The sequence below is a fragment of the Arthrobacter sp. TJ-170 genome, from assembly GCF_058269305.1.
In genome coordinates, this window is the sequence record NZ_JBZCNL010000001.1 from 404,337 (window position 1) to 417,412 (window position 13,076).

The window sequence follows — 13,076 nt, forward strand, 5'->3', positions numbered from 1 at the left end:
GGGTGCCTTGCAACGGAGGACACCATGGCAGACGTGAGTTTCACTGCACTGTTGAGGCGGCAGATTGGAAACGAGTTTGCGGCCTCGCAACAGTACCTGGCGATCGCCGTGTGGTTCGACGGCCAGGACCTGCCGCGTCTCGCCACGCACTTCTACCGGCAGTCACTGGAAGAGCGGAATCACGCTCTGATGATGGTTCAGTACATGCTTGACCGGGGTCAGGATGTGCAGATCCCCGGCGTGGAACCGGTGAAGAATGACTTCACGTCCGTCGTCGAACCGATCGCGCTAGCGCTGTCCCAGGAGAAGCAGGTCACCGCCGACATCGAGGCGATGTTCGCCCAGGCCCGGGCGCAGACCGACGCGCTCGGGGAACAGTTCATGCTCTGGTTCCTGAAGGAACAGGTGGAGGAGGTCGCCTCCATGTCCACCCTCCTGGCTATCGTTGAGCGGGCGGACAACCTGTTCGACGTCGAGAACTTCCTTGCCCGCGAAACCGTTGGCGACGCCGGCAAGGACCCGAACATGCCGCCCACGGCCGGAGGCGCCCTGTGACTCTGAAACCGTTCCCCACGGACTGGCAGCGTGCGCTGGTGCTCATGGCACACCCGGACGACCCTGAGTACGGCACCTCCGCCGCGGTGGCCGAATGGATCTCGCAGGGCAAGGAGGTCCGCTACGTGCTGGCAACACGCGGTGAGGCCGGGATCGCGGGGCTCCCGCCGCAGGAGAGCGGGCCGTTGCGTGAGGGCGAGCAGCGCACGGCGTGTGACCGCGTGGGTGTCGACGTTCTGGAATTCCTTGACTACCCGGACGGACGCCTGACGGAGTCCCTCGATCTTCGCCGCGACCTGGCGCGGGCCATTCGCCGGCACCAGCCCGACGGCATCGTGACGCTGAACCATGGCGACACGTGGGGGCCGGGAATGTGGAACTCCGAGGATCACCGGGCACTGGGCCGGTCGGTCCTGAACGCCGTCTCCGACGCAGCCAATGAATGGATCTTCCCGGACCTTGAGGGCCCGCGGCACCAGGTGAAATGGACGGCCATTCTCAGCATGAACCCCACGCACGCCATGCCGGTCAGCGAGGATAGCGTTGAGAAAGCGATCCTGTCCCTTGCCGCGCATTCGAAGTACCTGCAAGCACTGGACAGCCGGCCCGTGGAGGAACAGGCCACCGAACAGGTCCGCTCCGCCACCAGCCGGAACTCCGGAGGCAAAGGGGGCCCCGCGGTCGGATTGGAGCTCTACGGGCTGTAGTACAGCTAACCCCTTGTTGCCAGCGCTTCGACCGCATAAAACCGCCGGGGATCCTGCAGCAGGGCCGGATACTCGAAGTCGCTGCGCCGCAGCCAGCCCGAGAGGGAGATGGGGCGACGCGCCGTGCCGGGAACGTCGTCGTCGTCCGCGGCGTTCTCGATGGCCAGCGGACCGAGCGTGCCCCGCTGCAGGCGGGCACCGCCCTCCACCACGACGGCGGCTGCATCACCTTCGCGGGCAAGTTCAGTGAACGCGGCGTACTGGCGGGACCATTTCGGCACGGCGCGGCCGGCCGGCGGGTGTCCGGGAAGCAGCAGCGCATCGCCGTCGGAAGTGTCGAGGGGACCGTGCCAGATCCAGAGCCGTTCACCGATCGGCTCGACCGGAATGAGTTCAAGCTCCGGCTCAGGCCAGGAGTAGGGCAGGTCCTCCGGGACGCCCGGGAAGCGTTCCCGGTAGAACTCGGGCGCCTTCTGAATCAGGTTCGACTGGTGGCTGAGATGGACCTCCGGGTTTCCGATCCACGGCGGGAGGGCAGGTTCGGGTCCGGTGCCCGCCTCGAACGCGGCAGCGGAATCGGGCGCGAACTCGCTGATCAGCGCCGCCGTGCTGTCCGCGTGCCCGCGCGAGACCCACTCCCGGACCATCGCCAGCCCATAGACGGTGAGCGCGGGTACGTATCCCATCCACATCCGGGTAACCGGATGGCTGCGCCAGCCGTAGTCGGGCAGAACCAGCGCACGCAGGATCTGCAGTGTCTCAACCCGCTGCTTGCCGAGCCTGGCCTGATCGAGGACGGCGGCGCTGGCTGCGAAGTCGGGATAGGGCAGGAAGGTCTGCATGCGGCCAGTGTGCCACATCCGCCGAGCCTGCTCCCCGGCTCGGGAGGCCTCAGTTGCCTGCTCCGCCGGTCCGGGTGCCGGTTCGGTTAGTGGACGGCGTACGTGCCCCGCCGGCTCACCGGCGTCCGGCGGTGCACCTCGATTGCCTCCGTGTAATAGGACATGAGTTGCTCGCACAGTACCGGCCAGGTGCGCCCCTGGACCGCGGAGGACGCCGCGCGCCCGAACGCACGGCGCTTCGTGTCATCACCGAGCAGGTCCATCACCCCGGCGTGAAGCTGGTCCAATTCACCCGGCGGGTACAGCCAGCCGGTTCGGGACGAATCCACCAGGTCCAGTGGACCGCCGCGCCCCACGGCGACAACCGGAACTCCCGAGGCCATCGACTCCTGGATGGTCTGGCAGAACGTCTCCGATTCGCCCGGGTGGACGAAGATATCGAAGGACGCCATCATCCGCGCCAACGCCTCCCCGGATTGGAACCCTGCGTAGTGCGCGCCGGGAAGCTTCTGCTGCAGCGACTCCTTCGCCGGCCCCGAGCCGACGATCACCAGCTTCGTGCCCGGGATGGCGTCGAGGCCGGCGAGGTCCTCGACCTGTTTCTCGGCTGCAAGGCGGCCGACGTACCCGATGATCTTCGAGCGGGGCGGCCGTCCCGCCAGGACGCTGCGGCGCCAGTCGCCGTTGCGCTTGGCGGGCGTGAACCGGGCGGTGTCAACACCGCGGCGCCAGAGCCGCAGCCGGGGGATACCCCGGGAGTCGAGCTGATTCAGCGCGAACGACGACGGCGCGAGCGTCAGCGTCGATGCCTGATGGATGTTCTCGACGCGCTGCCACAGCATGTTCTCCAGCCACGGCACACCGTACCGGGCGGCGTAGGCAGGAATCTCAGTCTGGTACACGGACACGGTTGGCAAGCCGAGCTGCGCAGCCGCCTGCACCGCACGCCAACCGAGCACGAATGGGGAAGCCACGTGGACGATGTCGGGCGAGAAGTCGGTGAGGATCCGCCGCACCCTGGCCACAGTCCCGGCCGCGAGCCGAACATTCGCGTAACCGGTCAGCGGAACCGACGGCAGAGTGACGACGGGGAAGCCCTCCACGGAGGCAGGTGCCTCATGTGCCGAGGAGCCGGGTTTGTCCAGCCACGACGACGACGGCGCAATCACCAGCACGTCATCACCGCGGCTTCGGAGGTGGGCCAGCACCTTCAACAGGGAGTGGGTCACCCCGTTCATGTGCGGAAGGAACGATTCGGCAACCACAGCAACTCTCACAACACCGATATTGGCACCGCGGTCTGTGCACCCGGCGAGCGGCAGGTTGCGCCTGAGTGAACTCTGGTTCAGTAGGCGGTGTACAGCTCGCCGACCGGCAGGGAAACCTCGAGCCGGTTGTCGGTGCCGGGGAGCGGGCACGCCCACGCCTCGTCATAGGCGCACGACGGGTTGTAGGCGAAGTTCAGGTCCACGATCAGACGTCCGCCGCGCTCGCCGAGATGCGCACCCTTGATCGTGTCGAGCACGTACCGGCCGCCGCCGTAGCTTCCACCCTCTGCACCGGACGAACCATCACGGAGGGGGAGGAACAGCCCGCCGCCGTAGGACTTCAGCCGCCACAGCGCGAGGCGGCCGACGCCGTCGAGCGACACAGTGCCGAGCCGCTCGAACGGCACCACTCCGTCGGTACCGGAGGTCACCTCCATAAGCTGGCCGGCGCCGTCGTCGTCAATGTCAGCCTCGAAGCGGAAGTCCGAGTTGTAAGGGGCGACGTTCAGGCCGGCGAAGTTTTGCTGCACCGAGGGAGAAAGGGGTGACGCCGGGTGGCCGGCGAAGAGCCTGTCGCGGCCGGTTCGCCAGTGGGCGTGGGCCAGCGCGGGAGAACCAGAAGCCGCCGCATCGCGGACTTCCTGGTAAAGCGTGAACACCTGCCGGCGCCAGTCAGCGGTGTCCAGGGCCGTTGCTGCATGCGACATGGACACCAGCGTAACTGTTGCCCGACGTACTGTATCTAGGGTGACAATCGCGCTGTTCATCCTGGTGCTCGGCCTCATTGTGGTGGGTGCCGTCGCCCAGCGCATCGCCGGGCTGGGATTTGCGCTGCTGGTTTCGCCGTTTCTGGTGTTGATCCTCGGCCCGCATGAAGGCGTCCTCCTGGTCAACATCTGCAGTGTGGTGTCCGCCACCCTCATCATGCCCCGCGTGTGGAAGGACATTGACTGGGCGATGTTCCGTTGGCTCGCCGCTTCAGCAGTGTTCGGATCAGTGGGCGGCTCATTCGCAGCCGCCGGGCTGCCGAGCGCACCGCTCGCGGCGACGGTCGGCGCCGTCGTGCTCACCGGACTCACTGCCTCGCTCCTGCTCCAGCGCTCCTCGGTGGTGGCCACCGGGAACCGCTCCAAAGTCATCGCTGGGCTAACAGCGGGCCTGACCAACTCCATGGCCGGCGTCGGCGGGCCGGCCATCAGCGCGTATGCGTTGATGTCCCGGTGGCCGCAGCGCTCGTTCGCCGCCACGCTGCAGCCGTTCTTCGCCGTGGTCAATTCCGTCACGGTGCTCGTGAAGCTGCTCATTGACCCCGGCCAGGTGCCCCCGCTGGAGACCTGGATGTGGCTTCTCATCCCGGTGTCGATCGTCATCGGAATCTTCACGGCGGAGCGGCTCGCCCGGTACATCCATGATCGCCACGCCCGCTTCGCCGTCATCGTCATTGCCTTTCTCGGTGCGGCGACGGCACTGATCAAGGGCCTCACTGAGCTGCTCGCCTGAGCCTCACGGAGCCGCCGGGTGCGAGCGTGAGCTACCTCGCCGAGTCGTTCAGAGGCTGATGCCGCCGCCGATGGCACCATGGAGGGGATGAAACTCCCCACAAAGCTCCGAGCGCTGCCTATGCCCCTGTGGCTGCAGGGCGCCTTCGAACTGGGACAGGCAGCGACGATTTCCGCGCTGATTGTCCTGGTCCCCCTCGGCGCAGTGTGGCTGACGGGCGGGTTCGCCGGACGTGACGCGCTGGGAACGCTGCAGCTCGCTGCCCAGGCGTGGCTGGTGCTGCACGGTGCGCCGCTTCAGCTCGCACTTCCCGACGGCGGTACCGGCCTTCTGTGGGCGGTTCCCCTCGGACTGACGCTCATTCCGTTCCTCCTTGCCTGGCGCGCGGGCCGGCGGCTGGCACGCGCTTCCTACACGGACCAGCTGTGGCAGGCACTCCTCGGCGCCCTCGCGGTGTATGCCCTCGTCGGCCTCGGCGCCGCCTACCTGGCGGACGACGGCGCCACCTCGGCACCGCTCGTGGCCGGCGCCTGTGTGCCGCTCATCGCGGCCGGGACGGGCCTGATCATCGGCGCGTACCGGGAGGCGGGATCCTGGGGACGTCTGATCGGCGTGGATCTGGCGGAGTGGATCGCCACCACAAGCCAGCACTCCCGGTGGGCGGGATCCTATGTGTGGTCCGCGGTGCGTGCGGCGTGCCTTGCCGTAATTTCCGCGCTGGGCCTGTCGGCGCTCCTGCTCGCGGTAACGCTGGCGATTCACTGGGCCGCCATCGCCACCATCTACCAAAGACTGGATGCGGGCATAGTGGGCGGCGCCGTCGTCACCATCGGTCAACTGGGGTTCATTCCCAACCTCGCGGTCTGGACGCTTGCGTGGTCTTCCGGCGCGGGGTTCGCCCTGGGAACCGGAAGTTCCATCAGCCCGCTTGCAACCACGGCGGGACCGCTGCCGGCGCTGCCCATCCTCGGAGCCGTTCCTTCCGGAGCGCTCGACTACGGGATGGCCGCGCTCGCCCTGCCGGTCGTGGCGGGCATACTGGCCGGCTGGTGGTTCTTCCGTGAGGGTGAGAACCATTTCGATGAGTGGCTGCAACTGAAGGTTGATACGCGCTGGTTCACGGCGGCGGCTTCAACCCTGGCACTCGGGTTGTTCGTGGGAGTGCTGGCCGGAGCAGGCACCGCCGTGCTCGCACTCCTTTCCCGCGCCTCGGTGGGCGTCGGCCGCTTCGTCGATATCGGTCCCGACCCGCTGTGGGTGGGACTGTGGATCGCTGCGGAAGTGGGGGCCGGCGTCGTCATCGGTTACGCAGCAGGTCCGCTGCTCGAGCGGGAGCGGCGGTAGCCGCCCACCGGTTCGGACGGCGACGGCTGGCGCTGATGGGAAGCTACGACGTCGGCTCTTAGCTTTCCTGGCTGGAGCGCGGCTCCAGCAGACCGCTGAGGTTACGCAGGTCGTCTTCGCACTGCTGCTGCGCCTTGGACGTCAGCGCTGTTGCCATGCATTCCTCGTAGCGCTCCGTGAGGGGCCAGAGCGCAATGGCGGCACCGGTTCCGATGGTGAGCATGAGCGAGGCAATCAGGCCTACCGTCGTCGACATCCGAACCAGGGCCGGGGCCTTCTGCCGGACTACTCCCACCATCGCGATGATGCCGACAGTCAGGGCAGCCAGCGCAAAGACGAGCCCGAGCACCTTCCACGGCAGGGGAAAGTTGGCGCCGAGGAGGGCGCCAAGCAGCAGAAGCATGAAGGCACGCAACTGGGTGCGGGTGGATGCAATCTCCTTCTCCGACGGCGGTGGAGACTGCTGCGACGGCTTTGCAGGCCTTGCCGCAGGATCGGAGGACGGGCGTTTCTTCATGCTTCAACCCTAGAACAGTGGCAGTGCCACCGCGTCCACACCGCCCGGTAGCGGCTGCCGGCCTCCCACACCTCGTTGCGCTCGGCGCCGGCCCCTCGGCCAGTAGGCTTGGATGCATGCGCATCGTTGTCCTCGTTTCCGGTACAGGCTCCAATTTGCAGGCGGTGATCGACGCCGTAAAGGCCGGGGATCTGCCGGTGGAGATTGCTGCCGTCGGCGCAGACCGGCCTGATACCTACGGGGTGGAACGGGCTGCCGCCGCCGGCATCCCCACCTTCGTCGTGGATTTCAAGCAGTACGGCAGCCGCGAGGAGTGGAACGCGGAACTTACCGAGTGCACGGCGGCCTTCGAACCCGATTACGTCATATCCTCGGGGTTCATGCGCATCGTGGATCAGAGCTTCCTCGACCGTTTCCCCAACCGGTACCTCAATACGCACCCCGCGCTGCTTCCCAGCTTTCCCGGCGCCCACGGGGTACGCGACGCGCTCGCTTACGGTGTGAAGGTGACCGGTTGCACCGTGATGATCGCCGACGCCGGCGTGGACACGGGTCCCATCCTCGCGCAGGTGGCGGTGCCGGTTCTCGATGACGATACCGAGGACACTCTCCACGAACGCATAAAGGTCCAGGAGCGGGCCCTGCTCATCGAGACTCTCCGCGAGCTCGCCTTAACGCCGTCGAGCCGGCGGAAATGACTGGGCACAGACCACATCAGGGTTCAAATCAAATCTGGGCGCCGCGGGTCTCGGGTGCATTGAAGGCCATCCACAGCACGGCGACAAGCACCAGCAAACCGGTCACCGCGAAGGTCAGCGGCAGTCCGAGATAGGGCCACAGCAGGGAACCGAAGATCAGCGGCACCAGCCCTGCACCCACCCTCGACACTGTCGATGCCCAGCCGAACCCCGAGCCCCGCAGCTCCGTGGGATACAGCTCGGATACATACGTGTAGAGCACCGGAATCGCCACCTGGATGGTGAAGCCGAATGCCAGCAGCCACGCGGTCGCTACGGCAGGAAGATCGACGGTCAGGGCGAAGATCACCAGCACGACGGCGGACAGCGGGCCCGATACCGCGAGGATCCACTTCCGTCCCACCCGTTCAACGAGCAGTGCGGCAGCAACGACCCCGAGGAACCCGATCCCGGTCATGCCTGCCGTTGTCAGGAAGGCGACGGATTGGCGGTAGCCCGAGGCGATGAGGATCTGCGGCATCCACGTCAGGGCGCCGTAGTAGACGAGGAGGATTGACAGGAACAGGCCCCACGCGGCGAGGGTGATGCGCCAGTTGAAGCGCCAGAGTGCCGTGAACTGGCCTGTCAGTCCACCGAGCGTTAGCTGCGGATCATCAGCGGCGGCAGGCAGCCGCCACTCGCGTACGGTTGCGCCGGTGCTCTCAACCAGCCGGTCAATCACCAGCTTCGCCTCTTTGGTGCGTCCCCGCTGCACGAGGTAGAGCGGCGACTCAGGAACCGAACGGCGCACCCAGAATACGAGCAGGGCGGGCAGCACCATGACCAGCATCAGGTAGCGCCAGTCACCGAACGCCCCGATCAGGAGCGCTGAGACCACACCGCACAGTCCTGCTCCGATGGGCCACCATCCGTCCATGGCGGTAAGCACACGGCCGCGGTGCTTCCGCGGCGCGAACTCGCCCACCAGGGCGTAGTCCACCGGGATGCACCCGCCCAGGCCGAAGCCCGCGATGAAACGGAAGATGCAGAACCACACGAGGTCCCCGGACAGAGCGCCGAGCACGGTGAAGATGGAGAAGATCAGGAGCGTTGCCGTGAAGGCTTTCTTCCGGCCGATGATGTCTGCAATCGAGCCCCACGCGAAAGCACCCACGGCCATGCCGATCAGGTTGGAGGTGCCGACCCACGCAGCCTGGCCCCGCGTCAGTCCCCACTCCTCGGACAACAGCGGGATGAGGTAGCCGTTCAGCGTGACGTCCCAGGCGTCGAACATGAACCCGAGACCGCCGATCAGGAAGATCTTGCCCTGCACACGCCACCGCCACGGCAGGTCCTGAACCACCTGGTCGCCGGTGGGAAGATCGGTAGAAGTGCTCACAATTCCGTCCTGACAGCGCCGCCTGGCGCGAGCTCGCCCGTTGCGAATAACTCGAACACCTTACCGCCGCCGCCATGTCCGGCCGGTCCCGATGCAGAACGGACCGTAACCGAGCTGTGCGTCCGGAGGTCTCAAGGCCGCGGTGTTTTAGACTGGGGACGATCCCACAGCACTTATTCCCCTGGAGACCTGCGTGACACTGACCAACCTTGACCGTGTTCCGATCCGCCGCGCGCTGATCTCCGTCTATGACAAGACCGGGTTGGAGGAACTCGCTCAGGGGCTGCATGGCGCCGGCGTGCGGATTGTATCCACCGGGTCCACAGCAAAGACCATCGCTGCAGCAGGCATACCCGTGCAGCAGGTCGAGGAAGTCACCGGTTCTCCCGAAATGCTCGACGGCAGGGTCAAGACCCTGCACCCGCGGGTGCACGGAGGAATCCTCGCTGACCGCCGCGTCGCCGCCCATATGGACACGCTGACCGAGATGGATATCGAAGCCTTCGACCTGGTCGTGGTGAATCTCTACCCGTTCGTGGAGACGGTGCGGTCCGGTGCCTCAGCGGACGACGTCGTCGAACAGATTGATATCGGCGGTCCGGCCATGGTTCGCTCGGCCGCGAAGAACCACGCCGCGGTAAGCATCGTGGTGGATCCGTCGTTCTACGAAAACGTTGTCCGTGCCGCCGGGGAGGGGGGCTTCGATCTGAAGACCCGCCAGCGGCTGGCTGCCCGCGCCTTCGCGCACACCGCTGCCTATGACAACGCGGTGGCCACCTGGACGGCAACCCAGTTCCAGGACGAGGACGACGACGGCATCATCGACTGGCCTGCCTACGCCGGCCTGGCGCTGGAGCGCTCCGAGGTTTTGCGCTACGGCGAGAACCCGCACCAGCAGGCAGCGCTGTACGTTGACCAGGCCGCACCCGTTGGAATCGCGCAGGCTGACCAATTGCACGGCAAGGCAATGAGTTACAACAACTTCGTCGACGCCGATGCCGCCCTGCGTGCCGCGTTCGATTTCAGTGAGCCGGCCGTCGCCATCATCAAGCATGCCAACCCGTGCGGTGTGGCTATCGGTTCATCGGCCGCGGCTGACCCCATCGCTGATGCCCACGCCAAAGCGCACGCGTGCGATCCGGTATCCGCGTTCGGCGGGGTCATCGCAGCCAACCGCACCGTGACGGCAGGGATGGCGCAGACGGTGAAGGACATCTTCACCGAGGTTGTCATCGCTCCCGGATTCGAGCCCGAAGCCGTGGAGATCCTCTCCCAGAAGAAGAACATCCGCCTGCTGGCCCTTCCCGAGGGCTATGACCGCTACCCGACCGAGATCCGCCAGGTCTCCGGCGGTGTCCTTATCCAGGTCACCGACACCGTGAACGCCGACGGCGACCATCCGGAGAACTGGACGCTCGCCGCAGGGGAGGCAGCGGATCCTGAAACGCTGGCGGATCTGGCCTTCGCCTGGACCGCGTGCCGGGCTGCGAAGTCCAACGCGATCCTGCTCGCCCGCGATGGTGCCGCCGTCGGCGTCGGAATGGGACAGGTGAACCGCCTGGATTCCTGCAAGCTCGCGGTGGAGCGGGCCAACACGCTCGCGGGTGAGGGTGACGAGCGCGCCCGCGGTTCCGTGGCGGCGTCGGACGCGTTCTTCCCGTTCGCTGACGGCGTGCAGATCCTGATCGACGCCGGTGTACGTGCGGTTGTCCAGCCGGGAGGGTCCGTACGCGACCAGGAAGTAATCGACGCCGCGAATGCCGCGGGTGTCACCATGTACTTCACCGGTGCGCGCCACTTCTTCCACTAAACCGGTACGTTAGAGACGTTGAAGCACCAACAGATTCAGCACAAGAAGAGCCCCAGGGAGACGCCTAACAATGGCTAAAATCATCTATACCCACACCGACGAAGCGCCAATGCTGGCCACGTATTCGTTCCTGCCGATCATCGAGGCTTTCGCATCGACGGCGGGTGTGGAGGTGGAAACCCGCGACATTTCGCTGGCCGGACGCATCATCGCGACGTTCAGCGATTATCTGACCGAGGAGCAGCGCATCGGTGACGCGCTGGCCGAGCTGGGGGAGTTGGCCACCAAGCCCGAAGCCAACATCATCAAGCTCCCCAACATCAGCGCCTCCGTTCCGCAGCTGAAGGCGGCTGTGGCGGAGCTTCAGGAGCAGGGCTACGCCCTTCCCGATTACCCGGACAACCCCTCAAGCGACGAGGAAGCCGACGTCCGTGCGCGGTATGACAAGATCAAGGGCTCAGCGGTCAACCCGGTGCTTCGCGAAGGCAACTCCGACCGTCGTGCGCCCCAGTCGGTGAAAAACTACGCCCGCAAGAACCCGCACTCCATGGGCGCCTGGTCACCGGATTCGCAGACCAACGTCGCGACCATGAGCGACGGCGACTTCCGGTCTAACGAGTTGTCGGTCGTCATGGACTCGGATGAGTCGCTGACCATCCAGCATGTGGGCCAGGACGGCACCGCGAACGTGCTGAAGAAGGCTTTCCCCGTTCTGGCCGGTGAGGTCATCGACGGAACAGTCATGCGGGCGGAGGCGCTGGATGAATTCCTCTCGGCGCAGGTTGAGCGGGCAAAGAACGAGGACGTCCTGTTCTCCGCACACCTGAAGGCCACCATGATGAAGGTCTCTGACCCCATTATCTTCGGCCACATCGTTCGCGCGTTCCTCCCCGAGGTCTTCTCGGCCTACGGCGAGCAGTTGCAGGCCGCGGGCCTCAGCCCGAATAACGGTCTTGCCTCCATTCTGAGCGGCCTCGAAAAGCTGCCGTCCGGCACCCGTGAAGAGGTCGAAGCGGCCATCCGCAAGGGCATCGAGGACGGCCCGAAGCTGGCCATGGTTGATTCCGACAAGGGAATCACCAATCTGCACGTGCCCAGCGACGTCATCGTGGACGCCTCCATGCCCGCGATGATCCGCACCTCCGGCCACATGTGGGGCCCGGACGGAGAAGAGGCGGATACCCTTGCGGTACTGCCGGACAGCTCCTACGCAGGCATCTACCAGGTAGTGATTGATGACTGCCGTGCAAACGGTGCATTGGATCCCACCACCATGGGAACCGTGCCCAACGTCGGCCTGATGGCCCAGGCGGCAGAGGAGTACGGCAGCCACAACAAGACCTTCGAAATCGACGCGCCGGGCAAGGTCCAGGTTGTCGACGGCTCCGGAAACGTCCTGATCGAGCACGACGTAGAGCCGGGAGATATCTGGCGCGCATGCCAGACCAAGGACATCGCTATCCGCGACTGGGTCAAGCTTGCGGTGACCCGCGCGCGGGCATCCGCAACGCCGGCCGTGTTCTGGCTGGATGAGGAGCGTTCGCATGACGCCAATCTCATCGCCAAGGTGCAGGAGTACCTCAAGGAGCATGACACCGATGGCCTCCAGCTCGAGATCCTCTCTCCGGTGAAGGCAACGGCGTTCACCCTGGAGCGAATCCGTCGGGGCGAGGACACCATCTCCGTCACCGGCAACGTTCTGCGCGACTACCTCACCGACCTTTTCCCGATCCTCGAGCTCGGGACCAGTGCCAAGATGCTCTCGATCGTTCCGTTGATCAACGGCGGCGGGCTCTTCGAGACCGGCGCGGGCGGTTCCGCTCCCAAGCACGTGCAACAGCTTGTCCGCGAGAACCACCTGCGCTGGGACAGCCTGGGTGAATTCCTTGCACTCGCCGTCAGCTTCGAGCACCTGGCCACCACCGCAGGAAACGCTCGCGCGCAGATCCTCGCGGACACCCTGGACCGCGCCACGGCAACCTTCCTTTTGGAGAACAAGTCGCCGAGCCGGAAGGTCGGCGAGATCGACAACCGCGGAAGCCACTTCTACCTTGCGCAGTTCTGGGCGAAGGAGCTTGCCGAGCAGAGCGGGGACGCCGAACTGGCGTCCGCATTCTCCGATATTGCGGAGCAGCTGACCTCCAACGAAGACACCATCGTGTCGGAGCTGCTCGCAGTCCAGGGATCTCCTGTGGACATCGGCGGCTACTACCACCCTGACATCGAGAAGGTCGTCGCCGTGATGCGCCCGTCGAAGAAGTTCACCGAGGTTCTGTCGACTCTGGGCTAAGCGTCTCCTGCTGAGAGGCCCCGAACCCGCCCGCACGGCGCGGGTCCGGGGCCTTTTTGTCGGTGAAACGCATCGCTGATTCGCCAATGAGCTGTTTAAGGGTCGCCCATGGGGGGCACCGAATAGGTACCTTTTGTAACAGTTCCGGGCTGGATGCAGCGGGGAAG

Annotated in this window: 12 protein-coding genes; 7 read left to right on the forward strand and 5 right to left on the reverse strand. The window is 65.7% G+C overall.

What is annotated here, in order from left to right; all coding sequences use genetic code 11:
- Positions 1-24 precede the first annotated feature (24 nt).
- Entirely contained in the window at positions 25-555 is a 531-nt protein-coding gene (locus AC4D1W_RS01975; RefSeq protein WP_490890557.1) for a ferritin, read from the forward strand.
- Positions 552-1,262, forward strand: a complete 711-nt coding sequence (locus AC4D1W_RS01980; RefSeq protein WP_490897624.1) for a PIG-L deacetylase family protein — start codon at positions 552-554, stop codon at positions 1,260-1,262. The genes AC4D1W_RS01975 and AC4D1W_RS01980 overlap by 4 nt, the downstream gene beginning before the upstream one ends.
- 5 nt (positions 1,263-1,267) lie before the next feature.
- Here the strand turns inward: AC4D1W_RS01980 and AC4D1W_RS01985 are convergent, their stop codons facing one another.
- The 3 genes from AC4D1W_RS01985 to AC4D1W_RS01995 form a co-directional block, all read right to left on the reverse strand.
- On the reverse strand, positions 1,268-2,104 hold the full coding sequence (locus AC4D1W_RS01985) for an MSMEG_6728 family protein (RefSeq protein WP_490897625.1): 837 nt from the start codon (positions 2,102-2,104) through the stop codon (positions 1,268-1,270).
- 86 nt (positions 2,105-2,190) lie between these two features.
- Entirely contained in the window at positions 2,191-3,381 is a 1,191-nt protein-coding gene (locus AC4D1W_RS01990) for a glycosyltransferase family 4 protein (protein WP_490897626.1), read from the reverse strand.
- Between the two features lie 68 nt (positions 3,382-3,449).
- Positions 3,450-4,079 (reverse strand): DUF1684 domain-containing protein, encoded by a 630-nt coding sequence (locus AC4D1W_RS01995; RefSeq protein WP_490897627.1) that lies wholly within the window; start codon positions 4,077-4,079, stop codon positions 3,450-3,452.
- Positions 4,080-4,119: 40 nt separating this feature from the next.
- On the opposite strand from AC4D1W_RS01995, the gene AC4D1W_RS02000 reads away from it, so the two are divergent.
- Positions 4,120-4,872, forward strand: coding sequence for a TSUP family transporter (locus AC4D1W_RS02000; RefSeq protein ID WP_490890562.1), 753 nt, complete (start codon positions 4,120-4,122; stop codon positions 4,870-4,872).
- A gap of 87 nt (positions 4,873-4,959) precedes the next feature.
- On the forward strand, positions 4,960-6,216 hold the full coding sequence (locus AC4D1W_RS02005; protein ID WP_490897628.1) for a cell division protein PerM: 1,257 nt from the start codon (positions 4,960-4,962) through the stop codon (positions 6,214-6,216).
- A gap of 58 nt (positions 6,217-6,274) precedes the next feature.
- Here AC4D1W_RS02005 and AC4D1W_RS02010 read toward each other — a convergent pair whose 3' ends face one another.
- Complete coding sequence (locus AC4D1W_RS02010; RefSeq protein ID WP_490897629.1) at positions 6,275-6,733, reverse strand: hypothetical protein; 459 nt, start codon at positions 6,731-6,733, stop codon at positions 6,275-6,277.
- A gap of 116 nt (positions 6,734-6,849) precedes the next feature.
- Here AC4D1W_RS02010 and purN point away from each other — a divergent pair, with 116 nt between their 5' ends.
- The gene (gene purN / locus AC4D1W_RS02015) at positions 6,850-7,431 is read left to right on the forward strand and encodes a phosphoribosylglycinamide formyltransferase (RefSeq protein ID WP_490897630.1); all 582 of its coding nucleotides are present in this window, start codon (positions 6,850-6,852) and stop codon (positions 7,429-7,431) included.
- A 28-nt stretch (positions 7,432-7,459) separates the two neighbouring features.
- Here the strand turns inward: purN and AC4D1W_RS02020 are convergent, their stop codons facing one another.
- Positions 7,460-8,809 carry an MFS transporter gene (locus tag AC4D1W_RS02020; protein ID WP_490890566.1) on the reverse strand — a complete coding sequence of 450 codons (1,350 nt, stop codon included), beginning with the start codon at positions 8,807-8,809 and terminating at the stop codon, positions 7,460-7,462.
- Between the two features lie 193 nt (positions 8,810-9,002).
- Here AC4D1W_RS02020 and purH point away from each other — a divergent pair, with 193 nt between their 5' ends.
- Together purH and AC4D1W_RS02030 are read left to right on the forward strand one after the other, a co-directional pair.
- Complete coding sequence (gene purH, locus AC4D1W_RS02025; RefSeq protein ID WP_490890567.1) at positions 9,003-10,619, forward strand: bifunctional phosphoribosylaminoimidazolecarboxamide formyltransferase/IMP cyclohydrolase; 1,617 nt, start codon at positions 9,003-9,005, stop codon at positions 10,617-10,619.
- Positions 10,620-10,689: 70 nt separating this feature from the next.
- Positions 10,690-12,909 (forward strand): NADP-dependent isocitrate dehydrogenase, encoded by a 2,220-nt coding sequence (locus tag AC4D1W_RS02030; protein WP_490897631.1) that lies wholly within the window; start codon positions 10,690-10,692, stop codon positions 12,907-12,909.
- Positions 12,910-13,076 lie beyond the last annotated feature (167 nt).

Bases quoted from the DNA above. Each gene is read 5' to 3' on its own strand.
- AC4D1W_RS01995 (WP_490897627.1), bottom strand. From the start codon at position 4,079: ATGTCGCATGCAGCAACGGCCCTGGACACCGCTGACTGGCGCCGGCAG.
- purN (WP_490897630.1), top strand. From the start codon at position 6,850: ATGCGCATCGTTGTCCTCGTTTCCGGTACAGGCTCCAATTTGCAGGCG.
- AC4D1W_RS02030 (WP_490897631.1), top strand. From the start codon at position 10,690: ATGGCTAAAATCATCTATACCCACACCGACGAAGCGCCAATGCTGGCC.
- AC4D1W_RS02005 (WP_490897628.1), top strand. From the start codon at position 4,960: ATGAAACTCCCCACAAAGCTCCGAGCGCTGCCTATGCCCCTGTGGCTG.
- AC4D1W_RS01975 (WP_490890557.1), top strand. From the start codon at position 25: ATGGCAGACGTGAGTTTCACTGCACTGTTGAGGCGGCAGATTGGAAAC.
- AC4D1W_RS02010 (WP_490897629.1), bottom strand. From the start codon at position 6,733: ATGAAGAAACGCCCGTCCTCCGATCCTGCGGCAAGGCCTGCAAAGCCG.
- AC4D1W_RS01985 (WP_490897625.1), bottom strand. From the start codon at position 2,104: ATGCAGACCTTCCTGCCCTATCCCGACTTCGCAGCCAGCGCCGCCGTC.